Consider the following 19,813-nt stretch of genomic DNA (forward strand, 5'->3'; position numbering starts at 1 on the left):
TAAAATACAAATATAAAGAGAGGTTTGCTCCTGTATTTTGATATAAGTTGACATGGAGAAACAACTTAAAAGAAGTTAATTTATGAGTTGAAACTAAGCTCAACATGCTGTGACACGGCAGCCGGGCCTCCATAGCATATGATGGGTCTCATTCTCCCCAGTCACCAACGTTTGGCCTGAAAATTTCGTCATTGGAAGAAATGTCCCGGCCGACGGCATACAGCCGGATGTTAGCGCTAACCATAAAACCGCCATTGCGGCGATTAATTACTATAATCTCAGCATATTTCGCGGAGAAACTTTTTTGAAGAGAATAGGGAGGATATTTGTCGCATAATTTGCTGAGAATGAAAACTTATATCCACGAAAACGAGAACTGGACAGACTTCACTTGGTACAATAAAAAAGTGATGATAAAACTAGGTGAAGCTAGAAATCAACAAGGAAGACTGTTCGGTAAAATGGAATCGCTTGGTTCTGATTTGCAAAATGAAGCCGTATTGGACATTCTTACGTTAGATGTTATTAAATCATCGGAAATCGAAGGCGAATTTTTGGAGATGGAACAAGTACGTTCTTCAATTGCAAGGCGACCAGGAATTGACATTGCAGGAGCTGTGGAATCGGAGCGTCACGTTGACGGGATAGTTGAAATGATGCTTGACGCTACTCAAAGATATGATATTCCTTTGACTAGAGACAGGTTGCTTGGTTGGCATGCAGCACTTTTTCCATCAGGATGGAGTAATCTTTATAAAATCACAGTAGCAGACTGGAGAAAAGATACGACTGGACCTATGCAAGTTGTATCGGGAGTAATGGAAAAAGAAGAAGTTCCCTATCAAGCTCCAAGTTCAGACCGAATAGAACCAGAAATGAACAGATTCCTGGACTGGTTTGAAAACGAGCATGAAATAGATTTGGTTCTTAAGGCAGCTATAGCTCATTTATGGATTGTGACAATTCATCCATTCGATGATGGAAACGGACGAATTACAAGGGCAATTACAGATATGATACTGGCTCGCTCTGATAAAAGCATTAGACGTTTTTATAGTATGTCTGCACAAATTAGAATTGAAAGGAAACAGTATTATGAAAAACTAGAAAAAACACAAAAAGGAAATTCAGATATTACAGAATGGATTTTGTGGTTTTTGCAAGGCTTAATAAATGCTATTGACTCCACCGAAGAAATTTTATCGAAAATACTTCATAAAGCAGATTTTTGGAAAAACCATTCTACCACAATTATCAATAATAGACAGCAAAAAATAATAAACAGATTGCTTGATGGATTTGATGGAAAGTTGACGACATCGAAATGGGCAAAAATTAACAATTGCTCACAGGATAATGCTTTTCGAGATATTCAGAATTTAATAAAGAAGGATATTTTACAAAAGGAAGCAAGTGGTGGAAGAAGCACAAATTATGAATTGAAAAAAATGCAAGGCACCAATGAAAAAGTGGCTTAAAAACTTGTAATTTATTAGGGTATATGAGCGGTGTGCAACGCCCAGCGATTATTTCAGGTTGAACTACACCCGGGGGTTTGGCTATGCACTTATTGAAGTTTTTATTGATTTTCACAAAATAGAGCAGCTTGGAAACAGCCAGCGTTCACTGATATGTCGCAGGTTTTTGTGTTTTTCACGTTATTGTCACGGGTGAGTTGGTGTTTATACCCCGGCTATTTACCCCGTTTCTGCTGGTGTTTGGGAGTACCTCCCGTGTTCTTGCTTTGAAAAAGAAAAAGTTTGCCCCGAGCTGCTACTCAGCGGGAGACTCGGGGTCACCCGCTGAGTAGATCAAAGGTAGCCTTGTGTTATGGCCTATATAGTCAGTGAGGGCTTCACCCCAAGTGTATGTAACCCTCACCAAGCCAAAATTAGACGATTTGCAATTTGGGGTTGGCATTCTCGAAGAAAAATTCTTCCTGGCCAAAGGCGGGTTCCAGGTCGTTGAGCCAAATGGCCTTCGGATTGTACTTGGCAAAGAACGGACGCCCAACCCAGTCGGGGTTTCGTCCTTGCAGGAAGTTGAGCACAAAAACCTGCTCTCCATGAATTTTCTGGATGCCCAATACTTGAACTTTCCCGGGAGCGCATGACATGGATGGCCCACGCACGGTGCGACATACGCCGCTTACCTTTTGAATGGCTTTTTGATAAATTCGCCAGGCCTGATCCAGCGTAACGGCAAAGTAGTCTTGTGCACCAGTATCGCGCGCGATAAACATGTAATACGGAATGATTCCCAGGTTGACCTGTTCGCGCCACATGGTTGACCAAATGGCCGGGTCGTTGTTAATATTTTTTAGCAGTGGCGATTGCGAACGAATCTGCACGCCGGCAGCTTGCAGGTTTCGAATGGCTGCTTTAACGGCTTCGGTTTCCATGGCGCGCGGGTGGTTGAAATGTGCCATCAATGAAACGGAAATCCCGTGATCAGCCACTTTCCGGAAAAGCTTCATCAAATCCTCGGCATCGTCATCGGTGGTAAAGCGGTAGGGCCAGTAACTCAAGGCTTTTGTTCCAATCCGGATGGTGCGGACGTGTTTCAGGCCGGCATCCAGAATGGCATTGATGTAATGCTCAAAAAATTTGGTTTTCATCACGGCCGGATCTCCTCCGGTAATCAGCACATCGGTAATTTCGGGATGGGCTTTCAAGTACTGAATCATCAAGTCTGCCTCCTTCATGGCAAACTTAAAGCTGTTCATGGCAAACTGCGGCCAGCGAAAACAGAAGGTGCAGTAGGCATGGCAGGTTTGTCCCTGGCTGGGGAAAAACAGCATGGTTTCGCGGTACTTGTGTTGAATGCCGTTGAGCCGGACTCCATTCAATTCAGGTACGTTGGCTTCTTGCCCGGCTGGATTTGGATTCAGTTGCATGCGGATTTTATCCACAGCCTTTTTCAATGTGGCCTTGTCTGCATTGCTTTTCAGCAGCTTGGCGATTTTCTGAAAATGTTCTTCGGAAAGCATTCCCTTTTGTGGGAAGTTGAGGATAAAAAACGGATCCTTTGCAAAGTTGTTCCAGTCGATTAACTCATCAACGATGTAGTTACTTACTTTGAAAGGTAAAACGGTTCCGATAACTTCAATGACGAACTGCTCCTCTTCACTTAAAACCGCGATCTGAGGAATTTGCCGGAAGTTACCGAGCGTGTAAGAGCGATAATTCATGATTTTTAGTTTTTAAAAAAGATTAATACCACCAGGAGTAATAACCAATATCACGCGAAAACTGGGGCTGCCGCTGCAACCACCTAAAACATGATATATTACATACTTTTTAGTCCCTTTTTTGTAGCGAAGCGAAGATAGTAAAAAAAGGGGAATTTGGAAAAGACGTTTTATGATTAAAGGTCGGTTTAGTGGCTCAACTTCTCGGCCCTGCTGGCATCCAAACGCAGGAAAATAAAGAGCAAAATGGTGAACGACCACAGCGATGATCCGCCATAGCTGAAGAAGGGCAAGGGAATGCCGATGACGGGCGCCAATCCAATTGTCATCCCGATGTTGATGGACAGGTGAAAGAAAATGATGCACGCTACGCTATAGCCATACACCCGGCTAAAGGTCGATCGCTGGCGCTCGGCCAGGTATAGGAGCCGGAGCAATAAAAACAGGAACAAGCCAATCACGGTTGTGGTCCCTATAAATCCCCATTCCTCACCCACGGTACAGAAAATGAAGTCGGTGCTTTGTTCGGGCACAAAGTCGAACTTGGTTTGGGTGCCATTCAAAAATCCTTTGCCGGAGAAGCCTCCGGAGCCAATGGCAATTTTGGATTGGTTGACATTGTAGCCCACGCCCAGCGGATCGGATTCGATGCCCAACAGTTCGTTGATCCGGCTTTGCTGGTGTGGTTGCAGCACATTGTTGACGACATAGTCGACCGAAAAAGTTAGAAACACAAGCCCAAGATAAAGTCCAATAACGATCAGCAGGTTATGAACTCCTTTTCGAAGTGAATAGATGGCAAAGATGGCGCAAGACAAAATAGTTGCCGCCAGCACAAGCTTTACATCCGATAGTTCAAGCTCGAAAATATGTCCGCCAAAGAGGAAAAGCGCTGAAAAGGTGGCGTAAATCGCGAGTGCTTTGATCGTTTCAGATAATCTTTGCTGCATGATATAGTGGAACAGGAGCGCTCCCGCAGTCAAGGTAAATATGGTATGCAGGGGAGATAAAACCAGTGTCAGAATGAAAATTAGTGCTACAATAAAAACCAGGAAAAGCACAAAGCCTGATAAACCTTCGCGGAACAAGACCAGGATGAAGACACCAATTACCAAGGCTGATCCGGTGTCGTTCTGCATGAAAATAAGCATTACGGGGAGCGCCAGGATGGCTCCAATAATCACCAGCGATTTAAACCGGTGCATTTTGAAGTTGTACGAACTTAAATATTTAGCCAGGGCCAGGGCTGTGGTAAACTTAACAAACTCGGCTGGCTGAATGGCGATGCCGCCAACCTGAAACCACGAGGTGGATCCTTTGACCTGGGTCCCGAAAAGGAGGACGGCAATCAGCAACAGGATGGTAATGGCATAAAATCCGTAGGCCGAAAAGACATAGAACTTACTGTCGACCAAAATGAGGGTGCTGCCAATTACCAGTGCGGCGACAATCCAGATGAGCTGTTTGCCATAGCGTTGGGTCATATCCAGAATGCTGCTGTGCTCTTCATTGTACACCGCCGCATAAATGTTGACCCAGCCCATAAAAATCAATACCAAGTAAAGAATTATGCTGATCCAGTCCAAATTCGCCCATATGTTATTTCTTCGTGCCACGCTGCTTATTTTGGTTGATTTGGATTTAACAAATTGGCATCCCGCATGCGTTCTTCCACTGCAATTCTTCGCGGAGCAATCTCCCCATTCAGGTATTTTTCAATAATCAGGCTGGCGATGGGAGCGGCATAGCGCGAACCCCAAACACCGTTTTCCACATAAACCGAAATAGCGATTTGCGGATTATCTTTCGGAGCGAAGGCAATAAAAACGGAGTGGTCTGAACCGTGCGGATTTTGTACCGTTCCGGTTTTTCCGCAGATGATGATGCTATCCAGCTTTGAATAATACCGGACATTGCTTTCTTCGACTACTGCTTGCATGCCATCAATCACAACATCAAAATGGCTGGGATCAATCGTCGATTCATGACGTTCAAACTCCAGTTTTTCTACTTCTTCCCGGGTACTCCAGATTGACCTGACCAGGTGTGGCGTATAGTAATGTCCGCGATTGGCAATGGTGGCTGCCAGGTTGGCCAATTGAAAAGGGGTGATCAGCAACTCGCCTTGCCCGATTGCCATGGAACGAATGGTTAAGGCGTTCCATCGGTTTTCTCCATAGTAATAGTTGTAGTAGGAATCTTCCGGAATATTGCCAGCCAATTCATTGGTAAACTCGGTTCCCAGCCGTTGCCCAAGTCCAAAGCTTAGCAGGTGGTTTCTCCAAACATTATAGCCTTGATCCGGCCGGGGGTATTTGCGGATGATGGAACTGTAGGCATTCCAGAAAAATGGGTTGCACGATTCTCTGATGGCATCGCGCAGGGCAATGGGCGAATAGTGGCTGTGGGTGCATCGAATGGGGCGTGAAACGGTTCCACTGCAGCTAAACCGGGTTTGCTCATTGATTGTGTTTTCCTGAAGGGCAATTAAGCCATTGATGAGTTTGAACGTTGAGCCGGGAGGATAAGCGGCCCGGATCGCCCGGTTGAAAATCGGCTTAAGCGTATCTTCGGCCAGTTTCTGATAGTTGGTGCCCCGCGCCCGACCAACCAGGAGCGTGGGGTCGTAGGTCGGTGCGCTCAAAAATGCCAGCACTTCACCTGTGGCAGGTTCGATGGCCACCACGCTGCCTTTCTTGTTTTGCATCAGGTATTCGGTGTAGGCCTGAAGTTCGGCATCCAGGGTTGAGGTGAGGTTTTTACCGAGAACCGCTACGGTGTCGCTTCGGCCTTCGCGGTAGCTACCTTTAACGCGGTTGTGTACATCAACCAGTTGAAAGCTCACTCCCTTTTGTCCCCGCAAGGCTTCTTCGTATGAATTTTCCAGCCCGGTAATTCCAATGTAGTCGCCCTGCGAATAATAGGGATCATTCTCGATTTTGCTACGGTCAACCTCGCCAACATACCCGAGTACATGCCCCGCGTTTTTCTGAGGGTATTCGCGCAGCGTTCGGGATTGAACAAAAAAGCCGGGAAAGCGAAAAATCTTTTCCTGTAACACCGCGTAATTCTCGGGTGAAAGCTGTTTGATAACCACTGAGGGTTTGTAGGTGGAATATTTCTTGGCTTTTTGAAGGTTGGCAATGAGCTCTTCTTTTTCAATCTCGAGGATCTGACAAAAGCTGGCGGTATCGAAAGCCGTTAACTCGCGTGGAGTCACCAGCAGGTCGTACGATGCTTTGTTGTAAACAAGCAGTTCTCCATGGCGGTCGTATATCAGTCCCCGAGCAGGGTAGGTAATGACCCTGCGGAGTACGTTTCTCGTGGCCGACTGCTTGTAGTCGTTGTCCTGCACCTGCAAGCGGAACAAGCGCACGGTAAAGATCAAAGCAACGATGATGAAAATCGCTCCCAGTAAATATTTTCGTTTTGAAAAATTGTCCACTAACTCACTCCTTAAAAATCAGAAACTGACTGACGATGATCAATACAATGGTAAAGAAAGCGCTTAACAAGCTTCTGGATAATGTGTAAATAAACCCCTCAAAGGTAAAAACTTCGATAAAAAATAAGAAGAGATGATGCGCAAGTACTAAAATCAGGGTATACCGGATGAACCAGCCAAATCCCATCTGGTTTAATCGGGGCGATGAACTTACTTCAATATTATCGCGTGAGGATATCAGGTCGATGGTGAACGGCCGGAGAAATGCCAGAAAGGTGGTGGCTGAGGCATGAATACCCGGTGTGTTACTGAAAATATCAATAAAGAGGCCCAGGAAGAATCCCATGAAAAGTAGCAGGTATCGAGGTGTTTCAAAGGGCAGCAACAAGATAAAAAGAATGTACAAATACGGATTGACGTACCCGCTGAACTGAATATTGTTCAGGATCAGGGCCTGCAATAGCACCAGCACTACGAGCATGATCAAATATTTCAGCAGGTCTCTAATCATCGGTATTTAGTTCTTCTAATTTGATTTGTTCTTCCAAAAAATTATTCTTCACCAGCTCAACATGCGAAATTGTCTTAAAATTGGTTGACAGGCGAACATTAACTTGGTAGAAATTAGCTCCGCTGTCGTGGTTAAAATCTTCGATGACCCCAATTAAGATGCCTCCCGGAAAAATGGACGAGTAGCCACTTGTGATGATGGTATCGCCAGCGGCCAGCTCAACATGAAACGGAATTTCGTTTAGTTGGGCATACTGTGGATCGCTTCCACCCCAAAATAATGAGCCAAAATAGTTGTTCTTTTTTATTTTAGCTGAAACCCGCCATCGCCTGTTCAGTATGCTGGGGCCCGAGCTGTAATGGGCCGATACATTGGTTACCACGCCAACTACGCCGTTGGGACCAATAATGCCCATGTCGGGTTCAATGCCATCCAGCCGTCCCTTATTCAGGGTGACGTAGTTGTATTGTTTATTGACCGAGTTGTTGATGATGCGAGCCGGAATAAACTGGTAGGTGGTATCCCGGATGACCGAGGTATCAGCCTGGCTGAAAATATCGACCACCTGTAGCTTTTGAAGCTTGGTTTGCAATTCCGCATTTTCTGCGGCCAGCTCCTCATTAATTCGGCGTAGCTGAAAATAGCTCGTCAGGTTGCTGGACAGTTCGTAAACTGAAGCGGAAAGCCGGTTGCTTGAATTGAGAAATCGAACTCGCTGAAAATTATTGTAGTTGACAATCAAAATCAGAGAAATTATTTCGAGTGCCAAGAACAAGAAAAAGACATGAAATCGAGCAAGAAACTGGAGCAAACTTCTCATGAAGTAGAAGGATTTTACTCCTTCCTACTCAGTGTTACCTGATCAGGAAGGAGAATTTATCAACATTTTTAAGCGCGATGCCAGTACCTCGTGCAACTGCTCTCAAGGGATCTTCAGCAATGTGGAACGGAATATTGATCTTCTCGGTTAGCCGCTTGTCCAGTCCGCGCAACAAGGCGCCGCCGCCTGCCAGGTAAATACCCCTGGTAACGATGTCGGAGTACAACTCCGGTGGTGTTTGCTCCAACGCGCTCAGAATGGCCGTTTCAATTTTTGAAATCGATTTTTCCAGACAGTGCGAAATCTCCTGATACGATACCGGCACTTCGATGGGCAAAGCTGTCATCTGGTTAGGCCCCTGAATGATGTAATCGTTGGGTGGATCTTCCAGTTGCGAAAGGGCAGAGCCAACATGTATTTTAATTTCTTCAGCTGTTCGTTCTCCTATTTTGATGTTGTGTTGGTGGCGCATGTACTCCATAATGTCGGCTGTCAGGTCGTCGCCTGCAATCCGGATGGATTTGTTGGTGACGATACCGCCCAGCGAAATTACGGCAATTTCGGTTGTTCCACCGCCAATGTCAACAATCATGCTACCTTCGGGAGCTTCCACGTCCAGTCCAATTCCAATGGCCGCGGCCATGGGTTCGTATATCATGTACACTTCGCGTCCCCCAGCATGTTCCGCAGAGTCGCGTACCGCACGGATTTCAACTTCTGTTGAGCCGGATGGGATACAGACGACCATTCGTAAAGCGGGTGAGAAAAACCGTGATTTGGGGTTAATCATTTTAATCATTCCCCGGATCATTTGCTCGGCGGCATTAAAATCGGCAATCACTCCATCGCGCAATGGCCTGATGGTTTTCAGGTTGGCGTGTGTTTTTCCCTGCATCTGTCGCGCTTTTTCGCCGATGGCAACAAGCTTTTCTGTTTTCAGGTCGATCGTTACAATTGACGGTTCATCCACCACAATTTTATCATTCTGGATGATAATGGTATTTGCCGTCCCAAGGTCAATCGCAATTTCCTGGGTCAAAAATGAAAACAATCCCATAGTCTAATTCTCCTTACTGTATCTAAATTTCCGCCGAAGCAGTTTTGGGTTTAATGTTTAAAATGACGTCTTCCGGTAAACAACATAGCCATGCCAAACTCGTCGCACGCTTCAATCACTTCCTCGTCGCGAATACTTCCACCGGGCTCGACAAGGTATTTTACCCCATATTCGTTGGCGGCTTCAATGCTGTCGCGGAAGGGGAAAAAGGCATCGGAGATCAGAACAGACTCTTCGATCTTAATACCTTCTTTCATGTTAAAACGTGGGATGGTCAATTGACGAAGACTGTCCAGCCGGTTGGGTTGTCCCATGCCGGCGCCTGTCAGCCAAAATGAGCCATCGGCGTTTTCGGTTACCAAGGCAATGGCATTGCTTTTTAAATGTTTACACGCTGTTATACCAAACTTGGCCAGATTTAATTTATTGTCATCAAACTGAATTTTTGTGACATTCTTGAATTCGGCATCCATCCCTTCATCTTCATCTTGAACCAGCATTCCACCGCTGACGGACCGGTATAATTTTTCGCCGGTAATTTCAGCTTTTACAGGTGTTACCAGCAAGCGAAGGTTTTTCTTTTTGCTGAATATTTCGAGGGCTTCGGGGGTGAATTCCGGAGCGATGATGATTTCTACAAATTTTTTCCCAAACCAGTTGGCCACTTCGGCAGTCACCGTATCGGTAAAGCAAATGATGGAACCAAACGCGCTGATGGGGTCGCCAGCCCAAGCCAAATCCAGCGATTGCAGGATGTTGCCAGTTACCGCGAGCCCGCAAGGGTTGAGGTGTTTAATAACCGAAACAGCCACTTTATTTTCCAGGTGCGTCACGGCATGGTAGGCATCGCTGGCCGATTTCCAGGCCGCGTCAGCATCCAGCAGGTTGTTATACGACAAAGCTTTACCCTGCAGCACTTCCGCATTGGCCAATGTGGTTTTGTTTTCGGCATTGTCGAACTTGTAAAAAGTAGCAGACTGGTGCGGGTTTTCGCCATAACGAAGCACGTGTCCGTCGTTCAGGCTCACCCGGTTGGTTTCTGTGATTCCTTCGTTGAAATAATTGAAGATCGCCGAATCGTAGTGCGACGAAGTAGCAAACGCTTTTCGCGCAAAGGCTTTCCGGTCGTCGATCGAGCTTTCTCCGTTTTTTTCATCCAACAGTTGGATGAAATCTTCGTACTGTTCGCGCGATGAAACGATGATAACGTCCTTGAAGTTCTTTGCTGCTGCACGAATCAGTGCAATGCCGCCAATGTCTATTTTTTCAATGATGTCTTCTTCTGATGCGCCTGAGGCAACGGTCTCTTCAAAAGGGTATAAATCAACGATCACCAAGTCAATCTCCGGAATCTCATAATCGAGTAATTGCTTCTGGTCACCTTCATGGTCGCGGCGGTTGAGTATGCCTCCAAAAACTTTTGGGTGAAGTGTTTTTACCCGGCCTCCAAGGATGGATGGGTAGCTTGTTAAGCTTTCTACGGCTGTCACCTGGGATCCTAAACCTTCGATAAACGATTGGGTTCCTCCCGTTGAATATATTTGAACACCTAATTGATCCAGTTTTTTTACGATAGTATCCAGTTTGTCTTTATGATAAACCGAAATAAGTGCTGATTTAATCTTTTTTAAATCCTTCATTTATAGTCTTTTGAAATTGATGCACAAAGATAATAAAATCGACTGATTTTCCTTTCGCAAAAGGAGGCGAATTCAGCATTTTTATCGTCGAAAAGGTACAATAAGTTTTGATGCGGAAAGTGAATCTCAGAAATCATTTTAATCAGTGGCTTGATTTTTTTTGAGTTCCTCAAGCCTTAAGTTGCCCGTAATAATTCTATCTTTATTGATCGAAACAAAAATAATGCTTCTACTTCGGCTTATATTGGAAAGTTTTTCGTTTGCCGGCGATTCGCTGCGGGCTAACAAGCTGCGCACTTTTCTTTCCTTGCTGGGCATCACCATTGGTATTTTTGCCATTATTTCCGTTTTTACGGTGATTGATTCACTGGAAAACTATATTCGCAGCAGCTTGAACGCATTAGGCAACAATATGGTTTACATTCAGAAATGGCCCTGGACACCACCTGAAGGCGAAACTGAATATCCCTGGTGGAAATACCTGAACCGACCAGTGCCCGAGATGGATGAGGCCGATGAGCTGGTCAGGCGCTCGCAGCATACGGCGAATGCCGTTTTTTTCTTTGGATTCAATACGACCGTACAATACGAGAATAGCAGCGCGGAAAATACAGAGGTGCTGGCAACCACGCACGATTTAATTGAGACCTGGAGCTTAAGCATCGACAAGGGCAGGTATTTTACCGAATCGGAAAGCCATTCAGGGGCTGCCATGGCTTTGGTTGGCAGCGAGCTGGTTGATCGTTTGTTTGCAGGGGTGAGCCCGGTCGGAAAAGAGATCAAAGTTGGAGGCCATCGCTTGTTAGTGGTCGGGACGTATGAGAAGAAAGGCACCGACATGTTTGGCACCAGTATGGATAAGCGAATTCATATTCCGGTTATTTATGCGGCCAACATGGTTGATTTTAAGAACCGCGATCGGGGGCAAACCATTAATGTGAAGTCGAAGCCGGGCGTTGGTAAGGACGAATTTGCGGCCGAGCTGGAGGGCATTATGCGATCGCTGCGCAGGCTAAGGCCAATGGAGGAAAATGATTTTGCGATTAACGAAGTGAGTGCCATCAGCAATCGATTTGACGCTTTCTTTGTGGTTTTCAACCTGGCTGGCTGGGTGATTGGCGGCTTTAGTATTGTCGTAGGCGGTTTTGGAATTGCCAACATCATGTTTGTTTCGGTGAAAGAGCGCACCCGGATTATCGGGATTCAAAAGGCCCTGGGAGCCAAGAAATATTTTATTCTGCTTCAATTTATTTTCGAGTCGGTGATCCTTTCACTGGCAGGCGGCGCTGTTGGCCTGTTTTTGATCTTTCTGGGAACCGGTATTTTCAGCTATGTGTCGGATATGGCCATTGCCATGAATGCGGAGAACGTCCTGCTGGGCTTGATAATTTCGGTTGTAATAGGGGTTTTGTCCGGATTTTTGCCGGCTCTCTCGGCTGCTCGGCTCGATCCGGTGGAGGCCATCAATACCGTTTAGCAGGGAGATCCCGAGTTTCAAATTCCAAATTTCAGGATCCCACCACAGGCGGAGGAGCAATCGATAACCGATAAGTTTCGGGTTTTGAGTCATGCAACCACAAGCAGAAGAGCACCCGACCATCGATGAGTTTCAAGTGTCGAATCTCAAGTTCCCAAGCGAAGAGGTATGGAGCCAATAATCCAGTATGCAACATCCGGCATCGAACAATCAACCACCCACACGCTTGGCTTTGCGCTTATACTTTTTGGGTACTTCCCAAATGGAGCAGCGCATCGCCTTGGTAAACGATGGGGGCGTGGTTTAATCCAAGTACGTGGCCAGCAGATGGCATTTTTACTTTATGTTCAAATTTTCCGTATGGGTCGGAAATACTGCCAATGATTTCACCTTTTTCAACCTTTGCCCCGTCCTTGATATGAAACCTGAAAAGGCCGCCGTGACGGGCACGAACCCACATGGATTGCTCAATGATCACAGATTGGTGCATTTCCATGTGAGCCAGTCCTTCGGAGAAATCGCGCATGCCCAGATGGGTCATCACTTGCATCACTCCGCGAATGCCCCGCATGGTAATCCGCTTGTGGAAGTCGAGCGATTTGCCCCCTTCGAAAAGCAAAACCGACTTGCCGGCCAAAGTGGCTGCCTGGCGAAACGATTTTTCGCGGTCGGGAGCAAAGACAATAAACCGGGGGTTGAACACTTTGGCCAGTTCCAGTAATTCAGGGTTACCCCTGTTAATGCGGATTTGCGAGCTGTTAAAGCGATTGGCACCTCCGGTATGAAAATCGATGCAGTAATCGACGTGAGGAAGGATGTTGTTCATCAGGTGAAAGGCGAAAATGCTGGCCAATGAGCCGTTCTTCGAGCCTGGAAAAACCCGGTTCAGATCTTTGCCATCCGGAAATTCGCGGGTTTGGCTTAGAAATCCGAAGACGTTTAAAACCGGAATACAGATCACCGTTCCGCGCTTGGGTTTATTGATCTTTTTTGCAATGATTTCGCGAAGAATTTCAACCCCATTTACTTCGTTGCCGTGAATCCCGGCATTGAGCAGAAGTACGGGGCCATCTTCCCTTCCACGTTCAACAATGACGGGCACTTCCACTTTGGCCCGGGTATGCAAGCGGGCGATATCCAGATTCAGGATGGTTTGCTTTCCGGGGCGGATTTCCGTTCCCAGAATGGTCATGGGACGATGAGTTCTCATTACTATAAATCGTTAGACGTTACGTTCAACATAGCGAATGATGCTCCGGGCAATGTCGGTGCCGGTAGCACTTTCAATGCCTTCCAGTCCCGGCGATGAGTTGACTTCCAAAATCAGCGGGCCGTGGTTCGATTGCAGCATGTCCACTCCAGCCACTCCCAGCCCCATTACGCGGGCGGCTTTCAGGGCGGCATTCTCCTCATCCTCTGTTAGCTCAATGATTTCGGCGGTGCCTCCCCGGTGCAGGTTCGAGCGAAATTCGCCTTTTTTACCCTGGCGTTTCATGGCGCCCACCACTACGCCGTCAACCACAAAGGCGCGTACATCGGCTCCCTTTGATTCCGTAATGTATTCCTGAACAATCACCCGGGCTTTGAGTCCGTTAAAAGCCTCTATGACTGACTCAGCGGCATTGTCAGTTTCGGCCAGCACCACACCCAACCCCTGTGTCCCTTCGAGTACTTTGATGACAACGGGCGTTCCACCGACAATGCGGATAATATCCTTCACATTGCGCGAATAGTTTGTAAAAACTGTTTTTGGTAATCCGAGTCCGGCCCGGCTCAGAATTTGAAGGCTGCGTAACTTATCGCGTGATCGAACCAGTGCCTGCGACTCAATGGCTGTAAACACCTTCATCATTTCAAACTGGCGTACCACGGCTGTTCCGTAAAAGGTGACCGAAGCCCCGATTCTTGGAATCACCGCATCAACATCATCCAGCTTTTGACCTTTGTAATAAACCCTTGGCTTTCTCTTTTCAATCACCAGGTCGCATTTGGAATGGTCAACAATCAGCATTTCATGGCCACGCTGTTTTCCTGACTCAATTAAGCGCTGTGTGGAATATAGATTTGGGTTTCGAGACAAAACAACAATCTTCATTTAATTTTTTTAAAAAGTTACGATTTTGATCTTTCTTTTGTGTGATAAATTACGCAATGAGCTGTCAACGACAAAGCGTTTGGAAAGGAATTTCCGGCCTAGCAAAACCGGGAACTTCATTGCTCCCCGTTCGGTTAGGGTGAGTTCAATTGGGAAAATCTGTCCAAACAATTTAACTTCTGTTGAAATGCTGAATCGCTCCTCGAGCTGGCCGTTGGAGCTTTTTACTTTTTTTAATGAAAAGGTATCAAAAATAAATTCTTTATCATGATATTTTTGGTGCTGCGGATCGAGAAACAAACATTTGAGTTTCTCTTGTCCGTCAACATGAATAATTTCGATGTCGTGACAGTGGAAGCTGGAGGTGTACGCCCCTGAGTCCGTTTTCACTTCAATACCTTCCAAATTTAGATGTGGAAAGTCGGCAACATCTTCGCGTCCTATAATGATTCTGGAAAGGGTCATTTCTAAATGATATTGAAAAACATTTTGGCAACCATCATGTATAAGATCAATCCCAAGATGTCGTTGGTGGTTGTGATGAAAGGCCCTGTTGCCAATGCGGGGTCAATCTTCAGCTTGTTTAATACCAATGGAATCGTAGTTCCGAAGAGGGAAGCGAAAACGATGACAATAAACAGCGAAATACTAACGGCCCAAGTCAACTTCAAGCTTTCGGTAAAGAAGAAATTATACGTAAAAATAAGGGAGGAAAATACGAGTGCGGTGATTAAGCCAACAGCCAGTTCCTTGGCCAGTTTTTTCCCAATCGAGTCGAAATCGCGGGCACCGCTGGCGATGGTTTGTACGACGATGGAGGACGACTGCACGCCAACATTACCGGCCATCGCAGCAATCAGTGGAATAAAAAAGGCGATGCCTTGAATTTGTTTCAGTGCCGATTCGTTGGCTCCCAATACACGGGCCCCCAAAATACCGCCAAGCAGTCCGATTAGCAGCCAGGGCAGGCGGGCACGGGTTAAGTTCCACACGCGGTCGCCCGACTCCACATCGCCGGTAATACCCGACACCATCTGGTAGTCTTTTTCGGCTTCTTCCCGAATTACATCCACCACGTCGTCAATTGTAATTCTTCCTTTCAGCCGTCCAATGTGGTCGACAACCGGAATGGCTACCAAGTCGAAGCGTTCCATTAGCTGGGCCACTTCTTCTTGCGTGGCATCAGTTTTCACATAATGCAGGTCATCTTCGAGCAGGGTTTTAATCTTCGAGTTGGTTGGATTTAGAATCAATTTGGTCAGCGACAGGATGCCTTTTAAAAAGCCGCCATCATCAACCACATACACGTAATAAATTTCATCAATGTGTTCGGCCTGGGCCGATATTTCCTTGAGTGAAGTTTGAACCGTCCAGTTTTCGTTGACCTTAATCAGCTCCTTGGCCATCAATCCCCCCGCTGATTCTTCATCGTATTCCAGCAGGTCGGCAATGTCGCCGGCTTGCTCTTTATCTTTCATCTCCTGAAGAACGGCTTCCTTCATGTCGTCTTCCAGGTCGCCAACCACGTCGGCGGCATCATCCGAATCCATGTATTCGATAAATTGCCGGGCAATCAGCTCGGGCGGAAGAACTTTCAGAAAACGTCGGCGTTCGTTTTCAGGAATCTCAACCATGACATCCGAAGCCTTTTCAGGATCGAGCAGCAGGTAAAGGTACTTGGCCTCGTCCATGTTCAGCTCGTCCATGAGTTCGGCAATATCGGTTGGGTGCAGTCCTTCTAGCTTATCCAAAATGGCTTTTGCCGATTCACTTTCGATAAGAACCCTTAGCTCGTCGATAAATTCTCTGTTCAGTTCGAATTGCATGGTTCTGGTTTTATGACTGACCTTCAATCAGCCGGGTTAAACGTTCAAAATCATTAACACTTAACTGCTCGGGACGTTTAGAAAAAATGGGATCTTGTTTTAATTCTTCATCCCGAATAAAGGATTTAACGGAGCTACGGAGCATTTTGCGCCGTTGACCGAAGCCGGCTTTCACCAACTGAAAAAATAGTTTCTCGTTGCAGTTGAGCGCTTTGGTGTGGTTGCGGCGCAAGCGAATAACCCCGGATTTGACTTTAGGAGGCGGAATGAAAACATTTTCGTGAACCGTAAATAAATAGTCGATATCGTAGAAAGCCTGAAGAAAAACACTCAAGATACCATAGGTTTTGCTTCCCGGGCCGGTGGCAATGCGTTCGGCTACTTCTTTCTGAATCATGCCAACAACTTCCGGAATTTGATCACGGTGTTCCAGTACTTTAAAGAAAATTTGTGATGAAATGTTATAGGGAAAATTGCCGATAATGGCGAAAGGTTCGCTAAAGTACGCCCCCAGATCCATTTTCAGAAAATCCCTTGAGATAATCCGGTCTTCCAGTTCCGGGAAGTGCACTTTGAGATAGGCCACAGATTCGCGGTCAATTTCAACCACCGTGGTTTGATAATTTTTCTTCTGCAGTAAAAATTGTGTGAGAACACCCATTCCGGGACCAACTTCCAAAACATGCTTGATGTCGTCAGCTTGCAGGCTGTCAACAATTTTCAGGGCAATATTCTTGTCATTCAAGAAATGTTGTCCCAGGTTCTTTTTTGCTCTGACGTTGATCATTCGTGCTGTTCTCTCTGTTTTGAATGTGAGATATGTTGTTAAAAAACGAGGCGAATTCAAACAAATATCTATTTTTGTGTGTGAAACTTGCCGTTTTTAAGGCGTGCAAATGTAATAAAGTACTTAATAAAAATAGGAAGTGTCGCTAAATTCGATCTTAAAAATAGCGTAATTTCAGAAACTAACAAGTTTGCTTTGAACCCAAAAATCTTAAAGACCCTAAAATTCCTTGCTTTTTTAGCTTTAGGCCTCCTCTTATTTTGGTTGGTTTATAAAGATCAGAATGTTGACCGGCTAAAATCCATTTTAAAAAATGATGTGAATTACTGGTGGGTGTTGTTATCCTTGTTTTTGGGATTGCTTAGCCATATCAGCCGAACCTTGCGCTGGAACCTGATGATTGAACCTTTGGGCAAAAGCCCACGCACACTAAACACCTTTTTGGCGGTGATGGTGGGTTATTTGATGAACCTTGTTTTTCCACGAATGGGCGAAATTTCGCGTTGCGGGGTGTTGGCCCGATATGAAAAAATGTCGTTTACGCAGTTGATTGGAACCGTGGTTGTTGAACGGATTGTCGATGTGATCATGCTGCTTTTATTTACGCTGTTGGTGGTTGTGGGGCAGTTTGGACAGGTAATCCAGTTTCTGGATAACAACCCCGAAGTGAATGCACGACTCAACCAACTCACTCACTCGCCCTGGTCTATTTTGGTGTTTATCCTGGTCATCGCTTTGGTGGCTTTTTTCTGGAAGCGAATCATGCGTACCGCAGCGCTTGGCAAAATTCGAAGCGTACTCAAGAACTTTGCTGAAGGTTTGAGAACCTTAAGGCACATGAACAACAAGTGGGCGTTTATTTTCCATTCGGTATTTATTTGGCTGATGTACTACCTCATGCTGTATGTGATCTTCTTTTCGTTCGATTTTACTTCGCACTTGCCTGCCATTGCCGGCTTAACGGCTTTTGTGCTCGGAAGCTACGGTATGGTGGCACCGGTACAGGGCGGTATTGGTGCCTGGCATTTCATGGTGGTTCAGGCCCTGTTGGTATATGGTATCGACAAATCCGACGGCATGGTGTTCGCCCTGCTGGCCCACACGTCCATGATGGCCATGATGATTCTGCTTGGACTCATCTCCTTACTTATCCTGCCTTTTATAAACCGGACAGAAGCTTAAGCAAAATATTAGTTTGCTTTGAAGGTTGCAGGCTTAACACTTCTTCTTAATTTTGGGCATTGTCATCAACTCATCACTATGAACACAGAGTTATTTATAGCCCGGCGATTGTTTTCATCGAAAGACCGAAGCCAAAAAATGTCGCGGCGCATTGTTCGCCTGGCGGTAGCTGGCATCAGCCTGGGCATGATGGTGATGATTTTGGCCGTGGCAATTGTGACTGGTTTTCAGCGCGAGATTGAAGACAAAGTAAATGGCTTTGCCGCACACCTGCAGGTTGTGAATTACGACAGCAACTTTTCCTATCAAACCGAGTTGATCAACAGCCGGCAACCTTTTCTGGACGAGCTGAGAGCCATGCCCGAGATAAAACATGTGCAGCAGTTTATTACCAAGCCGGGCATGATTCGTACCGAAGAAGCCATTCAGGGTATGGTGCTGAAAGGGGTTGCTCCTGATTTTGACTGGACCTTCTTCGAAAAAAACAAAGTAGCCGGGAAACAGATTCCGCTCGATTCGTTGCGAACCAGCCAGGTGTGGATTTCGGAACAGGTGTCGAACCTCCTGAAATTGACCCTTGGCGACTCGTTTCGGATGTATTTTCTGAATGAAAATGAACGAACACCCCGCATCCGGCAGTTTGAGGTTGGCGGCATTTACCGTACCGGGTTGGAAGAGTTCGACCAGATGTTTATGCTGATTGACATCCGGCATCTTCAAAGCTTGAACTCGTGGGAGGAAGACGAGATCAGCGGGTTCGAAATTTTCATCAATGATTTGGATGAGGTGGACGTCATGGAATACCAGGTGCGCGACCTGCTTTTGGCCAACCTGACCGATGACGAATCGCTGCTGCGGGTGATCAACATCAAGCGGAAGTTTCCGCATATTTTCGACTGGCTGAACTTGCTCGATATGAATGTGTGGATCATTCTGTTGCTCATGGTTCTGGTGGCCGGCTTTAACATGGTTTCGGGCTTGCTGGTCATTATTTTGGAGCGTACCCAAATGATTGGCGTGCTTAAGTCCCTGGGTGCGGCCAATGTCAATGTCCGCAAGGTCTTCCTTTATTTGTCGGTCTTTTTGATTGGGCAGGGCCTGCTGTGGGGCAATTTGCTGGGGTTGGCGCTGGGGCTGGCGCAACATTACTTCGAAATTATTCATCTCGATCCCACTTCCTATTATGTCGATACCGTTCCGGTGAATATTTCTATTCTGCATCTGGTACTTTTAAATGTTGGGGCACTGGTAGCCACCACGTTTATGCTGCTTGGCCCGTCGTATTTTGTCAGCCGCATTTCACCCGAAAAAACCATCCGATTCGAATAGTTTTTCCCTGGATTACAGGAATGATGCGGGTTTGAGTGCTCATGACCTGTGCCCATTCGACCTGACAGCCACGGATGCACGAATGGATAACTTAAGACCGTTGGTCCACGAATAACACGAATTTCACAAAGTTTTCTTTTGATGCTGTCAAATCTAATCATCATAACACGTCGCTGTTCTCTTTCAGACGTTGACCAAATAGTGATGGATCCACTTTTCGCCGGGGAAGATATAACTAAACAGTCACGGAGTCCTTTGGCGGGAGATCTTATGCAAAGACTACACGGCCATTTAAACCCGTTTTCCCCCAGTTACCGCAGAACGTTTGCATCAGATTTTTGACACATCGGGCACTCCATTTTAGCACCAGGTTATTTATTCGTAAAACTTTTTGGCCGAAACTTTTTTATATAGGTACGGTCTTTAAATTTGTCGTTTACTTCGTACTGGTGAA

General features: G+C 46.1%; 16 protein-coding genes. 4 read left to right on the forward strand and 12 right to left on the reverse strand.

All coding sequences use genetic code 11. The features are described from left to right. Nucleotides 1-347: 347 nt before the first annotated feature. Nucleotides 348-1,478, forward strand: coding sequence for a Fic family protein (locus tag AAC033_RS10455; RefSeq protein ID WP_339737796.1), 1,131 nt, complete (start codon nt 348-350; stop codon nt 1,476-1,478). A gap of 413 nt (nt 1,479-1,891) precedes the next feature. On the opposite strand, the gene AAC033_RS10460 is transcribed toward AAC033_RS10455, so the two are convergent. The 7 genes from AAC033_RS10460 to purH form a co-directional block, all read right to left on the reverse strand. Next, nucleotides 1,892-3,190 carry a lysine 2,3-aminomutase gene (locus tag AAC033_RS10460; protein ID WP_339737798.1) on the reverse strand — a complete coding sequence of 433 codons (1,299 nt, stop codon included), beginning with the start codon at nt 3,188-3,190 and terminating at the stop codon, nt 1,892-1,894. A 188-nt stretch (nt 3,191-3,378) separates the two neighbouring features. Continuing rightward, nucleotides 3,379-4,806 carry a rod shape-determining protein RodA gene (rodA, locus tag AAC033_RS10465; RefSeq protein WP_339737800.1) on the reverse strand — a complete coding sequence of 476 codons (1,428 nt, stop codon included), beginning with the start codon at nt 4,804-4,806 and terminating at the stop codon, nt 3,379-3,381. A gap of 5 nt (nt 4,807-4,811) precedes the next feature. Next, on the reverse strand, nt 4,812-6,635 hold the full coding sequence (mrdA, locus tag AAC033_RS10470; RefSeq protein WP_339737802.1) for a penicillin-binding protein 2: 1,824 nt from the start codon (nt 6,633-6,635) through the stop codon (nt 4,812-4,814). Nucleotides 6,636-6,639: 4 nt separating this feature from the next. Then, a complete protein-coding gene (gene mreD / locus AAC033_RS10475; RefSeq protein WP_339737804.1) occupies nt 6,640-7,146 on the reverse strand; it encodes a rod shape-determining protein MreD in 507 nt (168 codons plus the stop codon). After that, complete coding sequence (gene mreC / locus AAC033_RS10480) at nt 7,139-7,966, reverse strand: rod shape-determining protein MreC (RefSeq protein ID WP_339737806.1); 828 nt, start codon at nt 7,964-7,966, stop codon at nt 7,139-7,141. Before mreC ends, mreD begins: the two co-directional genes overlap by 8 nt. A 34-nt stretch (nt 7,967-8,000) precedes the next feature. Beyond that, nucleotides 8,001-9,023, reverse strand: coding sequence for a rod shape-determining protein (locus tag AAC033_RS10485; protein ID WP_339737808.1), 1,023 nt, complete (start codon nt 9,021-9,023; stop codon nt 8,001-8,003). Between the two features lie 50 nt (nt 9,024-9,073). Continuing rightward, entirely contained in the window at nt 9,074-10,663 is a 1,590-nt protein-coding gene (gene purH, locus AAC033_RS10490; RefSeq protein WP_339737810.1) for a bifunctional phosphoribosylaminoimidazolecarboxamide formyltransferase/IMP cyclohydrolase, read from the reverse strand. A gap of 223 nt (nt 10,664-10,886) precedes the next feature. Between purH and AAC033_RS10495 the strand changes: the two genes are divergently transcribed. Beyond that, nucleotides 10,887-12,140 (forward strand): ABC transporter permease, encoded by a 1,254-nt coding sequence (locus AAC033_RS10495; RefSeq protein ID WP_339737812.1) that lies wholly within the window; start codon nt 10,887-10,889, stop codon nt 12,138-12,140. 238 nt (nt 12,141-12,378) lie between these two features. Here AAC033_RS10495 and AAC033_RS10500 read toward each other — a convergent pair whose 3' ends face one another. From AAC033_RS10500 to rsmA, 5 genes are read right to left on the reverse strand one after another with little or no spacing between them, the layout of a single operon-like run. Then, a complete protein-coding gene (locus AAC033_RS10500; RefSeq protein ID WP_339737814.1) occupies nt 12,379-13,350 on the reverse strand; it encodes a succinylglutamate desuccinylase/aspartoacylase family protein in 972 nt (323 codons plus the stop codon). 12 nt (nt 13,351-13,362) lie between these two features. After that, nucleotides 13,363-14,235, reverse strand: coding sequence for a 30S ribosomal protein S6--L-glutamate ligase (gene rimK / locus AAC033_RS10505; protein ID WP_339737816.1), 873 nt, complete (start codon nt 14,233-14,235; stop codon nt 13,363-13,365). A 9-nt stretch (nt 14,236-14,244) separates the two neighbouring features. Next, nucleotides 14,245-14,700: a RimK/LysX family protein gene (locus tag AAC033_RS10510; protein ID WP_339737818.1), complete on the reverse strand. Its 456-nt coding sequence runs from the start codon at nt 14,698-14,700 to the stop codon at nt 14,245-14,247. Between the two features lie 2 nt (nt 14,701-14,702). After that, nucleotides 14,703-16,061: a magnesium transporter gene (mgtE, locus tag AAC033_RS10515; protein WP_339737820.1), complete on the reverse strand. Its 1,359-nt coding sequence runs from the start codon at nt 16,059-16,061 to the stop codon at nt 14,703-14,705. Nucleotides 16,062-16,071: 10 nt separating this feature from the next. Next, on the reverse strand, nt 16,072-16,848 hold the full coding sequence (rsmA, locus tag AAC033_RS10520) for a 16S rRNA (adenine(1518)-N(6)/adenine(1519)-N(6))-dimethyltransferase RsmA (protein ID WP_339737822.1): 777 nt from the start codon (nt 16,846-16,848) through the stop codon (nt 16,072-16,074). Between the two features lie 195 nt (nt 16,849-17,043). On the opposite strand from rsmA, the gene AAC033_RS10525 reads away from it, so the two are divergent. Together AAC033_RS10525 and AAC033_RS10530 are read left to right on the forward strand one after the other, a co-directional pair. After that, a complete protein-coding gene (locus AAC033_RS10525; protein ID WP_339737824.1) occupies nt 17,044-18,030 on the forward strand; it encodes a lysylphosphatidylglycerol synthase transmembrane domain-containing protein in 987 nt (328 codons plus the stop codon). A 78-nt stretch (nt 18,031-18,108) separates the two neighbouring features. After that, complete coding sequence (locus AAC033_RS10530; RefSeq protein WP_339737825.1) at nt 18,109-19,359, forward strand: FtsX-like permease family protein; 1,251 nt, start codon at nt 18,109-18,111, stop codon at nt 19,357-19,359. Nucleotides 19,360-19,813 lie beyond the last annotated feature (454 nt).

The organism is uncultured Sunxiuqinia sp. (assembly GCF_963974515.1).
In the GTDB taxonomy this organism is placed as follows: Bacteria; Bacteroidota; Bacteroidia; order Bacteroidales; family Prolixibacteraceae; genus Sunxiuqinia.